General features: G+C 71.1%; 17 protein-coding genes. 11 read left to right on the top strand and 6 right to left on the bottom strand.

Features of this window, described 5'->3' with window-relative positions:
* Positions 1 to 25: 25 nt before the first annotated feature.
* The 6 genes from ABIC61_RS11140 to ABIC61_RS11115 all read left to right on the top strand — a co-directional run bounded on the left by ABIC61_RS11140 (position 26) and on the right by ABIC61_RS11115 (position 5902).
* Positions 26 to 1264 (top strand): ABC transporter substrate-binding protein, encoded by a 1239-nt coding sequence (locus tag ABIC61_RS11140; RefSeq protein WP_354029945.1) that lies wholly within the window; start codon positions 26 to 28, stop codon positions 1262 to 1264.
* Between the two features lie 107 nt (positions 1265 to 1371).
* A complete protein-coding gene (locus ABIC61_RS11135; protein ID WP_144752841.1) occupies positions 1372 to 2349 on the top strand; it encodes a carbohydrate ABC transporter permease in 978 nt (325 codons plus the stop codon).
* Complete coding sequence (locus ABIC61_RS11130; protein ID WP_144752838.1) at positions 2342 to 3259, top strand: carbohydrate ABC transporter permease; 918 nt, start codon at positions 2342 to 2344, stop codon at positions 3257 to 3259. Before ABIC61_RS11135 ends, ABIC61_RS11130 begins: the two co-directional genes overlap by 8 nt.
* A gap of 32 nt (positions 3260 to 3291) precedes the next feature.
* Entirely contained in the window at positions 3292 to 4617 is a 1326-nt protein-coding gene (locus ABIC61_RS11125; RefSeq protein WP_354029944.1) for an alpha-L-fucosidase, read from the top strand.
* Positions 4617 to 4943 (top strand): L-rhamnose mutarotase, encoded by a 327-nt coding sequence (locus ABIC61_RS11120; RefSeq protein WP_354029943.1) that lies wholly within the window; start codon positions 4617 to 4619, stop codon positions 4941 to 4943. Before ABIC61_RS11125 ends, ABIC61_RS11120 begins: the two co-directional genes overlap by 1 nt.
* The gene (locus ABIC61_RS11115; protein ID WP_354029942.1) at positions 4940 to 5902 is read left to right on the top strand and encodes an aldo/keto reductase; all 963 of its coding nucleotides are present in this window, start codon (positions 4940 to 4942) and stop codon (positions 5900 to 5902) included. Before ABIC61_RS11120 ends, ABIC61_RS11115 begins: the two co-directional genes overlap by 4 nt.
* Before the next feature lie 85 nt (positions 5903 to 5987).
* On the opposite strand, the gene ABIC61_RS11110 is transcribed toward ABIC61_RS11115, so the two are convergent.
* The 6 genes from ABIC61_RS11110 to ABIC61_RS11085 all read right to left on the bottom strand — a co-directional run bounded on the left by ABIC61_RS11110 (position 5988) and on the right by ABIC61_RS11085 (position 10244).
* Positions 5988 to 6266: a GlsB/YeaQ/YmgE family stress response membrane protein gene (locus ABIC61_RS11110; protein WP_079237190.1), complete on the bottom strand. Its 279-nt coding sequence runs from the start codon at positions 6264 to 6266 to the stop codon at positions 5988 to 5990.
* A gap of 90 nt (positions 6267 to 6356) precedes the next feature.
* Positions 6357 to 7034 (bottom strand): FadR/GntR family transcriptional regulator, encoded by a 678-nt coding sequence (locus ABIC61_RS11105; RefSeq protein ID WP_079237189.1) that lies wholly within the window; start codon positions 7032 to 7034, stop codon positions 6357 to 6359.
* A gap of 147 nt (positions 7035 to 7181) precedes the next feature.
* Positions 7182 to 7952 (bottom strand): SDR family NAD(P)-dependent oxidoreductase, encoded by a 771-nt coding sequence (locus ABIC61_RS11100; protein WP_354029941.1) that lies wholly within the window; start codon positions 7950 to 7952, stop codon positions 7182 to 7184.
* Complete coding sequence (locus ABIC61_RS11095; protein ID WP_354029940.1) at positions 7952 to 8812, bottom strand: fumarylacetoacetate hydrolase family protein; 861 nt, start codon at positions 8810 to 8812, stop codon at positions 7952 to 7954. The genes ABIC61_RS11100 and ABIC61_RS11095 overlap by 1 nt, the downstream gene beginning before the upstream one ends.
* Before the next feature lie 41 nt (positions 8813 to 8853).
* Positions 8854 to 9681 carry an amidohydrolase family protein gene (locus tag ABIC61_RS11090; RefSeq protein WP_354029939.1) on the bottom strand — a complete coding sequence of 276 codons (828 nt, stop codon included), beginning with the start codon at positions 9679 to 9681 and terminating at the stop codon, positions 8854 to 8856.
* 299 nt (positions 9682 to 9980) lie between these two features.
* On the bottom strand, positions 9981 to 10244 hold the full coding sequence (locus tag ABIC61_RS11085) for a glutaredoxin family protein (protein WP_144752820.1): 264 nt from the start codon (positions 10242 to 10244) through the stop codon (positions 9981 to 9983).
* 49 nt (positions 10245 to 10293) lie between these two features.
* Between ABIC61_RS11085 and ABIC61_RS11080 the strand changes: the two genes are divergently transcribed.
* From ABIC61_RS11080 to ABIC61_RS11060, 5 genes are all read left to right on the top strand, one after another.
* Complete coding sequence (locus ABIC61_RS11080) at positions 10294 to 11979, top strand: adenosylhomocysteinase (protein ID WP_354029938.1); 1686 nt, start codon at positions 10294 to 10296, stop codon at positions 11977 to 11979.
* Entirely contained in the window at positions 11976 to 13328 is a 1353-nt protein-coding gene (locus ABIC61_RS11075; RefSeq protein ID WP_354029937.1) for an amidohydrolase family protein, read from the top strand. Before ABIC61_RS11080 ends, ABIC61_RS11075 begins: the two co-directional genes overlap by 4 nt.
* Positions 13325 to 13822, top strand: a complete 498-nt coding sequence (locus ABIC61_RS11070; RefSeq protein WP_354029936.1) for a cupin domain-containing protein — start codon at positions 13325 to 13327, stop codon at positions 13820 to 13822. The genes ABIC61_RS11075 and ABIC61_RS11070 overlap by 4 nt, the downstream gene beginning before the upstream one ends.
* Before the next feature lie 25 nt (positions 13823 to 13847).
* Positions 13848 to 14639, top strand: coding sequence for a DUF3800 domain-containing protein (locus tag ABIC61_RS11065; RefSeq protein WP_354029935.1), 792 nt, complete (start codon positions 13848 to 13850; stop codon positions 14637 to 14639).
* Between the two features lie 251 nt (positions 14640 to 14890).
* Entirely contained in the window at positions 14891 to 15712 is an 822-nt protein-coding gene (locus ABIC61_RS11060) for an ABC transporter substrate-binding protein (protein ID WP_354029934.1), read from the top strand.
* Positions 15713 to 15716 lie beyond the last annotated feature (4 nt).

The raw sequence follows: 15716 nt of genomic DNA, 5'->3' as shown, positions 1-15716 counted from the left end.
TCACCACGACGAAGTGGAGACTCCGATGCAACGACGACGGATGTTCGCCGGGCTCGCGGCGGCAGCTGCCGCGGCCCTCGTGCTCACCGGCTGTTCCTCCGGCAGCAGTGCCGGTGGAAGCCAGTCGAAGGACGCCCTGACCTGGTCCATGTGGATCGCCGGGAAGGAGGACAAGGCCGCCTGGCAGAAGGTCGCCGACACCGTGAAGAGCGAGGACGGCATCACCCTGACGATCCAGGGTGCGCCGTTCGAGAACTACTTCACGAAGCTCAGCACACAGTTGAGCGCGGGCGGCGCCCAGTGCGTCGTGAGCATGCAGTCCCTCCGCGCCGCGAACTACACGTCGTCGCTGCTGCCGCTCGACGACCTCGCCGAGAAGGACGGCACCGACCTGTCCGCGTTCGACAGCACCGCGCTCGACGGCATGAAGGTCGACGGGAAGCTCTACGGCCTGCCCTACGACACCGGCCCCATCATGATGTTCTACAACAAGGACGTCTTCGAGAAGGCAGGCGTGGCCGAGCCGAAGCCCGGCTGGACCGTCGACGACTTCGAGGCTGCCGGGGCCGCGCTGAAGGCCAAGGGCATCACGATGTTCGGCTCGACCGTCGGTGACCTGAACCTCGAGTCGCTGGTCTACGGCTACAACGGCGGCCGGGTGATCACCTCCAGCGGCAAGCTCGACGCGACGAACGCGAAGTTCGCGGACGGCCTCGACTGGCTCGCGTCGCTCGTCAAGAAGGGGTACGCCACGCAGGCGTCGTCGGACTCGTCGACCCCCGGCAACGACTTCGCCGCCGGCAAGGTCGCGATGTACACCGACGGTCCGTGGTCGCTCATCAGCCAGAAGGCCAAGGTGCAGTTCGACCTCGGCGTCACGACGCTCCCCGCCGGGACGTCCGGTCCGTCGACCTTCGCGGCCGGCTCGGGCTTCGGCATCTCGAAGCAGTGCAAGTACCCGGAGCAGGCGTTCAAGGCCGTCCAGACGATGACCAGCGAGAAGGTCCTGACGTCGCTCGCCGAAGCGGGACGTGCCTTCCCCGGCCGCACCGCCGCCCAGTCGGCGTGGTACTCGAGCGCCGGCATCGACGGCGCCGAGGCCGCGCTCAAGGCGGGCCTCGCGAAGTCGTCGCCGCTCCTCGGGAACAAGCAGAGCGACCAGCTCTCGCAGCTGTTCACGCAGTACGCGCTGCAGGCGGTGAACGGGCAGACCTCCGGCAAGGAATCCATGTCCTCCATCGCGGGCCAGCTCGGCACGCAGTGACCAGCTGAACCAGTGAGCGGACTGGAGGCCCGTTGCGGCCCCGCCACGGGCCTCCAGTCCGATCCATCCCCTGTTCAGGACCGCGCGAACGACGAGGAGGTCGTCGCATGACCACCATCCAGGACCCACCGGCCGAAGCGGCCGTCCCCGCGGTCGCGACCGCGGTCGCGGTCGGGACCGCCACCCCACGGCGGAAGGGCGGCGAGGACACGAGCGCGCTCGGACGGCGCTCCTGGTGGGGCGCCGCCTTCGCCGCGCCGCACTCGATCGGCCTCGTCGTCTTCACCGCGTTCCCGATCGTCGCGTCCCTCGTCGTGAGCTTCATGAACTGGCCGATGCTCGGCGAACGCAGCTGGGCCGGCATCGAGAACTACGCCCGGCTCTTCGCCGACCCGGTGTTCCGGACCGTCGCACTCAACACGGCGCTGTTCGTGGTGCTCTACGTGCCCCTCAACCTCGTCGTGTCGCTCGGGCTCGCCGCCTGGCTGACGCCGCGGATCGCTGGCCGGCACGTCTTCCGCGTCCTGTTCTTCATCCCGACCATCACGCCGATCGTCGCGAACGTCGTGGTGTGGCGGATGCTGTACCAGCCCGGTGGCGCGATCGACGCATCCCTGCAGTCCACCGTCGGCGTGCACGCGCCGAACTTCCTCGCCGACGAGCACTGGGCGATGCTCGCCATCGTCGCGATGAGCGTGTGGCAGGGCTTCGGCTACAACATGCTGATCTTCTCGGCGGCGCTCGACGCCGTGCCGGAGAACCAGATCGAGGCCTCGCAGCTCGACGGAGCGAACGCCTGGCAGACGTTCTGGGCCATCAAGTTCCCGCTCATCTCGCCGTCGGTGTTCTTCGCGACGATGATGACGCTGATCACCTCGTTCCAGGTGTTCGTCCAGCCGTTCGTCCTGACGAAGGGCGGCCCGGGCACCGCGACGGAGACCCTTGTGCAGTACATCTACAACACCGGCTTCCAGAACCAGCAACTCGGGCTGGCATCGGCCGGCGCCTGGGTGCTGTTCGTCATCATCCTCGGGATCACGGCCATCCAGTTCCTCGGCCAGAAGCGGTGGGTGCACTATGAGTGAAGCAGTCCGCGGTCGCCTCGGCGCCACGACGTCGAACCGGACGGTCAACCCGCGTGCCGTGGCCAGGACGAAGTCCGCACCACGACCCGGACGGGTGCGGCACGCGATCGGGTACGCCCTGCTGTGCCTCGTCGCACTGCTGTTCGTCTCGCCGCTCATCTACATGGTGGCGACGAGCCTCAAGCCCGCCGACCAGGTGTTCACCACGCCGCCGACGCTCTGGGGCCGCTCGCTCGAGTGGGACAACTACGTGCAGGCGTTCACGTACCTGCCGTTCGCGCGGTTCATCCTCAACGGCGTCTTCGTGGCGGCCGTGGGGACCGCGATCAACGTCGCCGTGGCCGTGCTCTCCGGGTACGCGTTCTCCCGGCTGCGCTGGCGTGGACGGAACACCGTGTTCCTGCTGTTCCTCGTCACGCTGATGATCCCGCAGGACGTCCTCGTCATCCCGATGTACGTGATGATGCAGGGCTTCGGCTGGGTCGACACGTTCCAGGCGCTCATCATCCCGTGGGCGTTCACGGCGCTCGGGGCGTTCCTGATCCGGCAGTTCTTCCTCACCGTGCCGCAGGAGCTCGACGACGCCGCTCGGGTCGACGGAGCCGGAGCGATCCGGACGTTCTTCTCGGTGATGCTCCCGCTCGCCCGCCCGACCATGGCCGTGCTCGCCGTGTTCTCGTTCATCTCCTACTGGAACTCGTTCCTCTGGCCGCTCGTCGTCGTGAACGACGTCGAGGCCCACGGCACCATCCCGCTCGGCCTGCAGCAGTTCTTCGGGCAGCAGGGCTCCGAGTGGAACCTCGTGATGGCAGCGTCGGTGATCTCGATGCTGCCCACCGTCATCCTGCTGATCCTGCTCCAGAAGCACCTCGTCAAGGGCATCGTCACCTCCGGCCTCGGCGGCCGCTGACACCCGTCCCACCTGAAAGGAACACTGGCCCCATGACCATCACCGCACCTGCAGAGCCGCAGACCGCGACCGACGCGAGCGGCCTGCCCGCCTGGTTCACCCACGACCGGTTCGGCATGTTCATCCACTGGGGGCTGTACGCCCTGCCGGCACGGCACGAGTGGGTGAAGAACCGCGAGCGGATCACCGACGCGGACTACCAGAAGTACTTCGACCACTTCGACCCGGACCTGTTCGACGCCGCCGACTGGGCCCGCCGTGCCCGCGAGGCGGGGATGAAGTACGTCGTCCTCACCACGAAGCACCACGAGGGCTTCGCGCTCTGGGACAGCGCCCTGACCGACTACAAGTCCACGAACACCCCGTTCGGCCGGGACATCGTGCGCGAGTTCGTCGACGCCGTCCGCGCCGAGGGACTGCGGGTCGGCTTCTACCACTCGCTCATCGACTGGCACCACCCGGACTTCACCGTCGACGGCGTGCACCCGCGGCGGGACGACGGCGACGCGGCGATCGCGGCGCTGAACGAAGGTCGCGACATGGCCCGCTACCGTTCATACCTCCACGGCCAGGTGGAGGAACTGCTGACCGACTACGGGCGGATCGACTACCTGTTCTACGACTTCTCGTACCGCGACAACGACCACGAGGACATCTGGGGCGGCAAGGGCCGCGACGACTGGGGGTCCTCGGAGCTGCTGGCGCTGACGAAGCGGCTCCAGCCCGGCATCATCGTGAACGACCGGCTCGACCTGCCCGGCGACATCGTCACACCCGAGCAGTACCAGCCCGACAAGCCGATGGAGGTCGACGGCGTCCAGGTGCCGTGGGAGGCCTGCCAGACCCTGAACGGCTCGTGGGGCTACGACCGCGACAACCTCAACGTGAAGAGCACGGACCTGCTCGTCCGGATGCTCGTCGACGGGGTGTCGAACAACGGGAACATGCTCCTCAACGTCGGGCCGACCGGTCGCGGCGAGTTCGACGGGGTCGCACGGACGGCGCTCGCCGGGATCGGCGACTGGATGCGTCGGCACGACCGGTCCGTCTACGGCGCCGGGCCGTCGACGTTCACCGCGCCGGCCGGCACCGTCTACACGCAGAACGGCAACCGGCTGTACCTGCACCTGTTCACGTGGCCGTTCGAGCACGTGCACCTGCCCGACCTCGCCGGCCGGGTGGAGTACGCGCAGCTGCTGAACGACGCGTCCGAGATCCACTACCGGGAGATCCCGCCGGGGACCCGCGCGCAGAACACCGGGCTCGGCGGGCAGCCCGCCGGGACGCTGACGCTCACGCTGCCGATCGTGCGGCCGGACGTCGCCGTGCCCGTGGTCGAGCTGTTCCTGCGCGACTGATGCAGCGCATCCTCTCGAGGACCCGCCTGCGGAGCGGGATGGAGGCGGAGTACGAGCGCGTGCACGCCGCCATCCCGCCCGCGCTCGTCGAGCGACTCCGGGCCGCCGGGGTGTCGAACTGGAGCATCTGGCGCGACGGCCAGGACCTCGTCCACCTCATCGAGGTCGAGGACTACCGTGCGATGCGCCGCGCGTTGGCGGACGATCCGGTGAACGCCGCCTGGCAGGACGTCGTCAACCCGTTGCTCGAGGCCGACGACGACTACTCGGGGAACGACGACGGCGTGCCGCTCGTCTGGACCCTGTCGGGGCAGGTCGACCGGTGAACGGCACGACGGTCGACCTCGACCGCGGGCCGTTCTGGTTCGGCGGTGCGGGCATCGGGAACCTGCTGCGGCCGGTGTCCGACGACGACGCGCGGGCCGCGGTCGACGCCGCCTGGGACGCCGGTGTCCGCGGGTACGACACCGCACCGCACTACGGCCTCGGACTGTCCGAGCGCCGGCTCGGGGCGGCGCTCGCCGGACGGCCCCGATCGGACTACCTCGTGTCGACCAAGGTCGGGCGACTGCTCGTCCCCGGTCGTGGCGACGGCGACGACCTGGAACCGGGCGGCTTCGCGGTGCCGAACGACCTCGTCCGGCAGTGGGACCCGTCACCCTCGGGCGTCCGGAGGTCCCTCGACGAGTCGCTCGGTCGGCTCGGACTCGACCACGTCGACATCGCGTACCTGCACGACCCGGACGTGTACTCGCTGCCGGACGGTCTGACCCAGGCGCTGCCGACCCTCGCCGAGCTGCGGGACGAGGGCGTGGTCCGGGCGGTCGGCGTCGGGTCGAACTCGGTGGAGGCACTCGACGCGGCGGTTTCGACCGGCCTGTGCGACGTCGTGATGCTCGCGGGCCGGTACACGCTGCTCGAACAGCCGGCGGCGGCCCTCGTCGCACGGTGCGAGGAGCTCGGCGTCGCGGTGGTGGCGGTCGGCGTCTACAACTCGGGGCTGCTCGGGGTCGACCGGCCCGGAGCGGGGGCGACGTACGACTACGCGACCGCGCCCGGGTCCCTCGTCGAGCGGGCGAACGCGATCGCGGACGTCTGCGAACGGCACGGCGTCACCCTGCCCGAGGCGGCGCTGGCGTTCCCGCGCCGAGCTGCTGCCGTCCGCGCGATCGCCCTCGGTGCCCAGTCCGCCGACCAGGTGCGCTCGAACGTGTCGCGCACCGCGGCCGGCGTGCCCGAGGCGCTCTGGGACGACCTGTGCGCGGCGGGCCTGCTGGCTGACTGACGGCACTGCGCCCCCGTACGAACATCGCGCCCCGTCTCGACGGGGCGCGGTGTTCGTGCGGGGGCGCGGCGGGACGCCGGACGCGTCAGTTCGTGCGCGCCGAGCGACCCGCGAAGCGCGTGTAGACGAACAGCACGATGATCGCGCCGATGATCGACCCGATGATCCCCGCCGGCTGGAAGAAGCCGTCCATCGGGTCGTGCTGGAAGATCAGGAAGCCGAGGAAGCCCCCGACGAACGACCCGATGATGCCGAGCAGGATGGTCATGGGGATCGAGATGTGCTGCTTGCCGGGGATGACCAGTCGCGCGATGGCGCCGGCGATGAGTCCGATGATGATCAAGCTGATGATGAGACCGAGCACGGTTTCCTCCTCGTGGGTGCGGTTGCCGCGGCATGGTTGCCGGAGTCAGGGCCGACGTCCGACCCAACACGCCCCTGCCTGGGTGCGTCCTCAGTCGAGGGAACGGCGGAGCCAGCGCTCGACGCCCTCGACGTGCGACACCACCAGTGCCTGGACGAGCTGCGGGTCCCGGCGGCGGATGGCGTCCACGATCGCCGCGTGCTCGTCGAGGGTGCGCTGCACGGAGCCGTTCTGCGTCAGGCCGCGCCACACTCGTACCCGCACGGTCTTGCTCGACAGGGCGTCCAGCAGCCCGGACAGGTACTGGTTGCCGCCGATGCCCGCGATCGTCGAGTGGAACAGGAGGTCGTGGGCGACGAGGTCCTCGACGCCGGTGTCCTCGCCGACGGAGTGCATCAGGGTCGCCAGGTCGTCGATCTGCTGCTCCGACGCACGGGCGGTCGCGAGGACGGCGGACGCTGGCTCCAGGATGCGACGGACCTCGAGCAGGTCGACGAGGGACCGGTCGTGGTGCATGTCGACGACGAACGACACCGCCTCGAGCAGCACCGACGGCTCGAGTGACGTGACGTAGGTGCCGTCGCCGCGTCGGACGTCGAGCACGCGGATGAGTTCGAGGGCCTTCACCGCTTCGCGCAGGCTGTTCCGTGACAGCCCCAGTGACTCGCTGAGCTCCTTCTCCGGCGGGAGGCGCTGCCCGGGCTGGAGTTCGCCGCTCACGATCATCTGCTGGATGCGCGCGATCGCGTCGTCCGTCAGCGAAGCCACGTCACCACCTCCTGGGACCCGACCACGAGCGGACGGGACACGCTGACGATACCGGCACCGTGCCTCTCCCCACCGGCGCGGCCGGTCCGCCGCTGGCGCGTCGGCCCGGAACCGGCGGCGTGGGCCCAGGCCGTCCGATCGGGACCATCAGGCGGGCCGGAGCCGCAGCGCCTGCATCCCGCCGTCGACCGCCAGGTCGACCCCGGTCGTCGACCGGGCGAGCGGACTCGTCAGGTACGCGACCGCCTCGGCGACCTCCTCGGCCGCGACGAGTCGGCCGTGCGGTTGGCGTGCCTCCAGTGCGGCGCGTTCCGCTGCCGGGTCGCCCGCGGTCGAGAGCAGTCGCGCGATCCACGGAGTGTCCGCGGTGCCGGGGTTGACGGCGTTCACGCGGACGCCCTCGCGGAGGTGGTCCGCGGCCATCGCCCGGGTGAGCGCCGCGATGGCGCCCTTCGTCGCGGAGTAGAGCGCGCGCTGGGGGAGTCCGGCGGTGGCTGCGATCGAGCAGGTGTTCACGATGCTGGCGTTGCCCGAGGCGCGCAGGTGCGGCAGTGCGGCGCGGGAGAGCCGCACGGTGCCGAGCACGTTGACCTCGTACACGCGTCGCCACTCGTCGTCGGGGTTGTCCTCGACCGTGCCCTGCGCGCCGATGCCGGCGTTGTTCACGAGGACGTCGAGGCCGCCGAGGTGCTCCACCGCGGCGTCGACGGCGGTGCGCACGGAGTCGTCGTCGCTCACCTCGCACGGGACCGAGAACACACCGGCCGCCGAGGCCTGCAGGTCGAGCACGGCGACCGTCGCCCCGCGCTCCTGCAGCGCCTGGACGATGGCCGCGCCGATGCCCGAGGCGCCGCCCGTCACGATCGCCCGGACACCGTCGTGGCTCCGCCCGCCGACGGAGCTGCGCACCTCGGCCATCACGCCGCCCCGATCGTCTGTCGCTGCGAGCCGAGCCCGTCCGCCGTCAGCTCGACCACGTCGCCGGGCTGCAGGTACGGTGCACCGCTGCCGAGTGCGACGCCCGCGGGGGTGCCGGTGCTGATCACGTCGCCCGGGTACAGGACCATGAACTGGGACAGGTACCGGACGATCTCGGCGGGCCGGAAGATCATGTCCGCGGTGGTGCCGTCCTGGCGCACCTCGCCGTTGACGGTCAGGCGGAGGGCGAGGGCCGCGGGGTCGACCTCGTCGGGGGTGACCAGCCAGGGGCCGAGGGGATTGAACGTCTCGCAGGACTTCCCCTTGTCCCAGGTGCCGCCGCGCTCGAGCTGGAACGCCCGCTCGGACACGTCGTGGGCGATGGCGTACCCGGCGATGTGGGTCGCGGCTTCGTCGGCGGAGTCGCAGTACCGCGCCGTGGTGCCGATGACGATCGCGAGCTCGATCTCCCAGTCGGTCTTGGTGCTGCCGCGGGGGACCAGGACCTCGTCGTCGGGGCCGATCACCGTCATCGGGTCCTTCATGAAGACGATCGGCTCGGTGGGGATGTCGGCGCCGGTCTCGGCCGCGTGGTCGCGGTAGTTCAGGCCGATGCACACGACCTTGCCGGGGCGGGCGACGGGAGCGCCACGTCGCAGTGCGTCGGCCTCGGCGCGGGGCAGCACCGGGAGGTCGCCGGCCGCCCGGGCGTGACGGACGAGTTCGGCCGGGCCCGGGTCGGACGCCAGGAACGGCCCGCTGATGTCGCTCGTGATGCTCCGGAGGTCGAGGACCTCGTCGTCGGTGTCGATGGCCACGGGGATCTCGTTCCCGGCGGAGCCCAGTCGTGCGAACCGCATCGTTCCTCACTCTCCTGCTGCGACGGTGCAGCAGAAACATCCTATGTCTGGCTCGATGCTCCGGCAAGGTACACGCGCTCGGCCGTGCCACGGAACACGGCGTCGCGCTCCGCTGGCGTCAGGCCGGAGAGTGCGTCCTGGGTGGTGCGCAGAACGTCCACGGAGTCGGTCGCGAGGGTCGACACCGGCCAGTCGGAGCCGAACATCGAACGGTCCGGCCCGAAGGTCTCGACGGTTTCACGGGCGTACCGGGCGACGGGCTGGTGCTGCCAGTCCGGGCCCGCTTCCGTGAGCAGTCCGGAGACCTTGCAGGCGACGTTCGGCCTCGCCGCGAGGTCGCGCATCCGTTCCCGCCACCCGGGATCACCGTGCTCGATCGTCGGCTTCCCCGCGTGGTCGAGCACGAACGACGCCTCCGGTACGGCGTCGACCAGGGCGAGTGCAGCAGCGTGTTCCCGTGCCCGGATGAGCAGGTCGAAGACGATTCCCGCCGTGGCCAGTGCCCGCACTCCGCGGACGACGTCGGGGCGCGCGAGCCACTCGGGATCGGGTTCGTCCTGCGCCTGGTGCCGGATCCCGACCATGCGCGGGTGGGCGATGGTGGCCAGGCGGTCCGCGACGTCGGGCGCCGTCAGGTCGACCCAGCCGACGACGCCGGCGACCGGTGCGGGCTGCGCGAGGAGCCACGCCGTCTCGCCGGGGTCGTGGACGGCCTGCACGACGATCGTCCGCGTGACGTCGGTGGCCTGCGTCGCGGTGCGGAGGTCGTCCACGTCGAACCGGCGGCGGATCGGGGCGACGGAGTCGTCCATCCACGGGTACGGCCGGTCAGCGGGGTCCCAGAGGTGGTGGTGAGCATCGATGATCACGCGGCCATCATGCCCGATTCATCCGATGTCCGCGCGGATGTGGGTGCGCAGACCCACCACGAACTGGAGGCGCGGTGCACGTCGGGCGCGCACCGCGCCTCCAGGCAGTGGTCGCGTTGCGGGCGCGAGGCGCGCGGTCCGTGCCGCCGAAGCGACAGATCGCGCATGCCCGAGCCGTCCGGTCCGGCGAAGCGACAGAATGCTGCCACCGTTCGGCGCCGATCTGTCGCTTTCGCGAAAGCGACGGACGCCCGGGCCGCGCCGCGCCGCGCCGCGCCGCGCCGCGCCCGCGCTCCGCGTCAGACGACGCCGGCGGCCTCGAGCTCCGAGCGCAGCTCGGCGTCGGACGGCTCCACGAAGTGCTTGCCGTTCGGCAGCACCACCACGGGGATGTTCTTGCGGCCGCTGATCTCCTCGGCACGTCCGGCGGCCGACAGGTCCGCCTCGACGTCCACGTACTCGTAGTCGACCCCGAGGGTGTCGAGCAGCGCCTTGGAACGGCGGCAGTCGCGGCACCAGTCCGCACCGAACATCGTGACCTTGTCGAAGGATGCATCGCTCATGTCCAGAGACTACGTCCGGAGGCCCTCCGGCATTCCATACGATTGGACCATGCCGCCAGGACCCGACCCCGACACCCTCGCCTGGGCGTCCGCGGCGGTCCGACGGTTCGCGGCCGCGACGAACATGCTCGTCGCCGCCCGACGGTTCCGGATCGTCGGCGGCGACCCCCGCGACACTGCGGCGCTGCACGGCCTGCTCACCGGGCTGGGAGCCCGCGCCGCCGCCGAGCACGAACCCGTCGACCAGCTCTGGTGCCTCGGCACGCCCGACGAGTCGACGCAGGTCATCGAGCGCGAGGCCGACCGTCCCCGCGGAGCGACCCTCGTCGTGGTCGACGCCGGCTGGCACCTGCCCGCCGTCGACGAGGACGCCTTCGGACCCGTGACGAGTGCCCGCCCCGGGGTCCTCGGCGTCCCGGTGCTGTCCGACGACGTGTTCCTCGTCTCCACGGGTCGCGACCCCGAGGACGACCCGGCCGCCGAGGCCCGCCTGCGCTGGGCACGCCGCTCGATGCCGGTCTCCCGTGCCGTCGCCGCCGAGCTCCGGGACGGCGGGCTCCTCCGCGGCACCCGGATCGGCGTCGCGATGTTCCTCGAACCGAAGACGGCCGTGCTGAGCCTGCTCCTCCGGGACGCCGGTGCCGAGGTCGTCGTCTACGCCCACGCCGACGAGACCGACGACGCCGTCGCCGACGTCCTGCGGCAGGCCGGACTGACCGTGCACGCGAGCAGCACCGCGACGACCTCGGAGCAGAAGGCACTCGCTCTCGCGATGCTCGACACCCGGCCGCACATCCTGCTCGACGACGGCTCGCACCTGATCCGACTGGCCCACCAGGAGCGCCCGGACCTGCTGCCGACGATGCTCGGTGCCGCGGAGGAGACGACGAGCGGCCTCCGCCCGCTGCGCGTGATGGCGTCCCGCGGCGCGCTCGGCATCCCTGTGGTCGCCGTGAACGACGCCCGCACGAAGACGTTCTTCGACAACCGGTACGGCACCGGGCAGTCGACGGTGTTCGCGGTGCTCGATCTGATCGACGGGCTCGCCTACGCCACGCACCGGGTTCGGCCGGGAGGCACGGCGGTCGTCGCCGGGTACGGGCACGTCGGCGAGGGGGTCGCGCTGGTGCTCACCGTGCTCGGGTTCCGGGTGACGGTCGCCGAGACGGACCCCGTCCGCGCCCTGCAGGCGCTGTTCGCCGGCTACCCCGTCGCGCCGCTCGCCGACGCCGTGCGCGAGGCCGATCTCGTGATGAGCGCGACGGGGGTACCGGACACCATCGACCTCGGGACGCTGCGGGCCTGCGCGGACGGCGCGGTCGTCGCCGTCGCCGGCGGGGTCGACCAGGAGGTCGCGGTCCACGACGCGCTCGCCGACGGTGCCGCCCGGACGACGATCGGCCGGAAGGTCGAACGCCTCACGTGGGTGGACGGCCACCACGTGCTCCTGCTCGACGACGGCGGCTGCATCAACATCACCGCTGCCGAGGGCAACCCCGTCGAGATCATGGACCTGTCGTTCGCCGCGCAGCTCGGCGCCGTGCGGATGCTCCTGGAGCGCGGCGACGAACTCGACCGCGCCGTCGTGCCGATCGACCCCGCGGTGGACGAGGCGACCGCCCGCGCGGCGCTCGCCGCGTTCGGGAGCCGACCCGTGCCTCCCGTCCTCGTCGCCGAGCACCCGGCGGACCGCGAGCCGGACGTCCGGACCCGCCGTTTCGGAGACCCCGCATGACCGCCGCGCACCCCGTCACCGTGCACGCTGCGCGCATCGTCGTCCCGATGACGGCGCCGCCGATCGCGGACGGTGCCGTGGCGGTGCAGGACGGCCGCATCCTGCACGTCGGCGACCGCTCGTGGGTCGTCGACCAGCTCGCCGGGTCCGGCACGCCGTTCACCGAGCGACGGTGGCGCGGCGCGCTCCTGCCGGGACTCGTCAACGCGCACTCGCACCTGCAGTACACCGGCATGGCCAGTGTCGGCCGGCGTCAGTACGACGGTTTCGAGGACTGGGCTGCTGCGTTCAACGAGGACTACGCGGAACCGCACGACTGGCGGGCCGAAGCTGCCGCCGGTGCCGAGGCGTCGATCCTCGCCGGCGTGACGAGCATCGCGGACATCGTCACCGACATCGAGGCGGCGACGGTCCTCGAGGACTCCGGTCTCGGCGGCATCGCCTACTGGGAGGTGATGGACTGGGAGAACGAGGCCTGGCAGACCCACGGCCGCGACCAGGTGCTCGCCGAGCTCGAACGGGTCCCGACCACACCCGGCGCCGGGCTCTCACCGCACGCGCCGTACTCGCTCGACGTGGCGCCCCTGCTCGAGCTGCCCGACATCGTCCGGCAGCGCGGCCTCCGGCTGCACCTGCACCTCGGCGAGGCCGCGTTCGAGGGGGAGCGCATCGCCCTCGGGCCGGTCCCCGGGCTGGACGGCGTCGACGGCGTCGGACACGGCACGGACTGGCACCTGGCGAACGTCCCCTCGTTCCGGGCCATGCGCGCGCTCGGGTTCGGCGCGAGCGCGACGGCCTTCGTCGACCGGCTCGGCGTGCTCGGCCCCGACTGCCACATCGCCCACGGCGTGTACATGACCGCTGCCGACCGAGCACTGCTCCGGGCGCGCGGGACCGCCGTGGCGCTCTGCCCCCGCTCGAACGCCGTGATCGGACTCGACCCGCCGCCCGTCGCCGACTACCTGCGCGAGGGCAGCCCCATCGCGATCGGCACCGACTCGCTGTCGTCCTCGCCGTCCCTCGACCTGATGGCCGACGTCACCGCGCTGCACCGGATCGCCCGCGCACAGGGCTACGGCCACCGCGACCTGCACGAGCGGCTCCTCGCGGCGGCGACCCTCGGCGGGGCGCACGCCATGGGGCTCGCGGTCGGGCCGGACCGGATCGGGCACCTCGCCGTCGGGGCCCGTGCGGACCTCGCCGTGTTCGACGTCGACGCCCGCACCGTGCCGGACGCGATGGCCGAGCTCGTCGAGGACGGGGCCGGCCGAGCGGTCGCGACCGTTATTCGCGGCGTCGTCCGGGCCGCCGACGGCGACCTCACCCCGAACCACTTGGAGGAACCATGACCGAGACCGCACCCCGACCCGGCATGGCCGCACGACGCACCGTGGGCGGCGCCCTGATCGAGTGGCTCGACGTCCCGAAGCGCGCCGTCGCCCTCGGCATGGAGCCGCACCCGGAGGGCGGCTGGTACGTCCGCACCTGGACCTCGCCCGCGACGGTGTCGACCGCCGCCGGCGACCGTCCGGCCGCGACGCTCATCCACTTCCTGCTGCCCCCGGGCGAAGCCTCCGCCTGGCACCGGGTGACGAGCGACGAGATCTGGATGTGGCACGGCCCCGACGCCGTCGACCTGCAACTCGGTGGCGACGGCGACGAGCCCGTGCCGGGAGCGACCATCACCCTCGGACCGGACGCCGGACGCGACCGCGTGAACGACGCGCAGGCGTTCGTGCGCGGCGGGGTCTGGCAGCGGACGATCCCGGGCGACGGCGAGGTGCTGCTGAGCTGCCTCGTGTCGCCGGGGTTCTCGTTCGACGACTTCACGATGGCGGACTGACGTACCACATTGGTATGTTGGTCGGATGGACTCTGGCCGCGTCCCCGCCCTCGCTCGAGCGGCGCTCGAGGCGCCGTTCGAGTTCGCCTACGTGGACGAGACGGGCGACAAGGGCGACCCTGCGGCCTCTCCCGGGGCGACCCGTACGTACACGCTGGGCTGCGTCCTCGTCCCCGGCGGGGACTGGACCGATCGCCTGGACTGGCTGGCCGGAGTCCGTCGTGAGTTCCGTGACGCCTACGGCATCCTCGTCCGCCACGAGCTCAAGGCGAACGTACTGCTCCGCGGACGGGGCGACCTCCGCGACCTCGGGCTCGGCGACGGTCAGCGGCGTGACGTGTTCCGCCGGTCGCTCGCCGCGCTGACGGTGGCGTCCTCCGGTGTCTTCGCGGTCGTGATCGACAAGGAGGCGCGTCCGATGGACTACCAGCCGGAGGACCGGGCGTGGACCTACCTGCTCCAGCGTCTGCGACTCCGTTCGGAGCGGTCCGGCAAGCCGATCATCCTCGTGCACGACGGCGGAGACGACGCGACGGTCCGCGCGATCCACCGTCGGTTCCGCCGACACAGCTTCGCTCCCGGTGGTGTCCGGGTCACGGCGCCGTTGCTGGTCGAGGACCCGGTTCCGCGCGACTCCGCGTCGTCGTACTTCATCCAGGCCGCCGACCTCGTGGCGTACGCGGCGTTCCGACGGTTCCAGGCGCCGGGCGCGAAGAGCGGCAGTGTCTGTGACGAGACGATGTGGGACGAGCTCCGGCCGGTCTGGCGGACCGAGGTCACGAACGCCCGCCGGGACGCGATCGTCGTCTGGCCGTGACGGCGTTCGGAAACGTCCTGAGAGACAAGGGGCGCTCAGGGAACGGAAAGGGGGCGCCCCGTGCTGGGACGCCCCTTGATCTCAGACCTCAGCCGAGCATGCGCTCGGTTCAGCCCGCACCTGCAGGTTACCAGTCGGGCGCGAGGCGGTCGATGGCCGCGGGTGCGTCACCCGGTGACGGTCGTTTCGCGCTGGTATCCCAATGCGAAGTACACTTCGTCCTGCCCTGACCACCTCACGAAGGCCCGACCGTGACCCGTTCCCTCCGCCTCACCATCGCCGTGGCCACCGCCGCGGTCGCCGCACTCGCGCTGTCCGCCTGCTCTGCCGGCGGTAGCAGCAACGGCGACGGCACCGTCACCGACGGCAAGCTCACGATCGCGACCGGGCAGCCCGCGTACTCCCCGTGGGTCGAGGACAACAAGCCGCAGTCCGGCAAGGGCTTCGAGTCCGCCGTGGCCTACGCGGTCGCGAAGGAGATGGGCTACAGCAAGTCCGACGTGGTCTGGAAGCGCAGCACCTTCGACAGCGCGATCGCCCCGGGCCCGAAGGACTGGGACCTCAACGTCCAGCAGTTCTCCATCGACGCCAAGCGCAAGAAGGCCGTCGACATGTCGAGCGCGTACTACACGACGACGCAGGCCGTCGTGACGACCGAGAAGTCGAAGGCCGTCGACCACACCACGATCGACGAGCTGAAGAAGGACGCCATCGGGGTCGCCACCGGTTCGACGTCGATCGCCAGCGTGAAGAGCGTGCTCGGGGTCACCCCGCAGGTCTTCAACTCGAACGACGACGCCGTGCTGGCGCTCAAGTCCGGCCAGATCGACGCGATCGTCACCGACCTGCCGACGGCGTTCTACATGGCGGCCGCGCAGCTCGACGACGGCACGGTGTCGGCGCAGTTCCCGGCGGACGGCAAGGGGGACCAGTTCGGGTTCGTGCTGCCGAAGGACTCGGAGTTGACGAGCAAGGTCGACAAGGCCCTCGCCGCACTCGACGAGGACGGCACCCTGAAGGACCTGCAGACCAAGTGGCTCTCCTCGGAGACCAACACCCCCGTCCTGAAGTAGCCGC

The sequence above is a fragment of the Curtobacterium sp. 1544 genome (assembly GCF_040544915.1).
GTDB classification, from domain to species: domain Bacteria; phylum Actinomycetota; class Actinomycetes; order Actinomycetales; family Microbacteriaceae; genus Curtobacterium; species Curtobacterium pusillum_C.
Note: the sequence above shows the minus strand (reverse complement) of the source record. Positions and strands in the feature narration are given on the sequence as shown.

Excerpts from the sequence above, each read along its gene's own strand:
- ABIC61_RS11140 (WP_354029945.1), top strand. The coding sequence starts at position 26 with ATGCAACGACGACGGATGTTCGCCGGGCTCGCGGCGGCAGCTGCCGCG.
- ABIC61_RS11135 (WP_144752841.1), top strand. The coding sequence starts at position 1,372 with ATGACCACCATCCAGGACCCACCGGCCGAAGCGGCCGTCCCCGCGGTC.
- ABIC61_RS11130 (WP_144752838.1), top strand. The coding sequence starts at position 2,342 with ATGAGTGAAGCAGTCCGCGGTCGCCTCGGCGCCACGACGTCGAACCGG.
- ABIC61_RS11125 (WP_354029944.1), top strand. The coding sequence starts at position 3,292 with ATGACCATCACCGCACCTGCAGAGCCGCAGACCGCGACCGACGCGAGC.
- ABIC61_RS11120 (WP_354029943.1), top strand. The coding sequence starts at position 4,617 with ATGCAGCGCATCCTCTCGAGGACCCGCCTGCGGAGCGGGATGGAGGCG.
- ABIC61_RS11100 (WP_354029941.1), bottom strand. The coding sequence starts at position 7,952 with ATGGCCGAGGTGCGCAGCTCCGTCGGCGGGCGGAGCCACGACGGTGTC.
- ABIC61_RS11095 (WP_354029940.1), bottom strand. The coding sequence starts at position 8,812 with ATGCGGTTCGCACGACTGGGCTCCGCCGGGAACGAGATCCCCGTGGCC.
- ABIC61_RS11085 (WP_144752820.1), bottom strand. The coding sequence starts at position 10,244 with ATGAGCGATGCATCCTTCGACAAGGTCACGATGTTCGGTGCGGACTGG.
- ABIC61_RS11080 (WP_354029938.1), top strand. The coding sequence starts at position 10,294 with ATGCCGCCAGGACCCGACCCCGACACCCTCGCCTGGGCGTCCGCGGCG.
- ABIC61_RS11075 (WP_354029937.1), top strand. The coding sequence starts at position 11,976 with ATGACCGCCGCGCACCCCGTCACCGTGCACGCTGCGCGCATCGTCGTC.
- ABIC61_RS11070 (WP_354029936.1), top strand. The coding sequence starts at position 13,325 with ATGACCGAGACCGCACCCCGACCCGGCATGGCCGCACGACGCACCGTG.
- ABIC61_RS11065 (WP_354029935.1), top strand. The coding sequence starts at position 13,848 with ATGGACTCTGGCCGCGTCCCCGCCCTCGCTCGAGCGGCGCTCGAGGCG.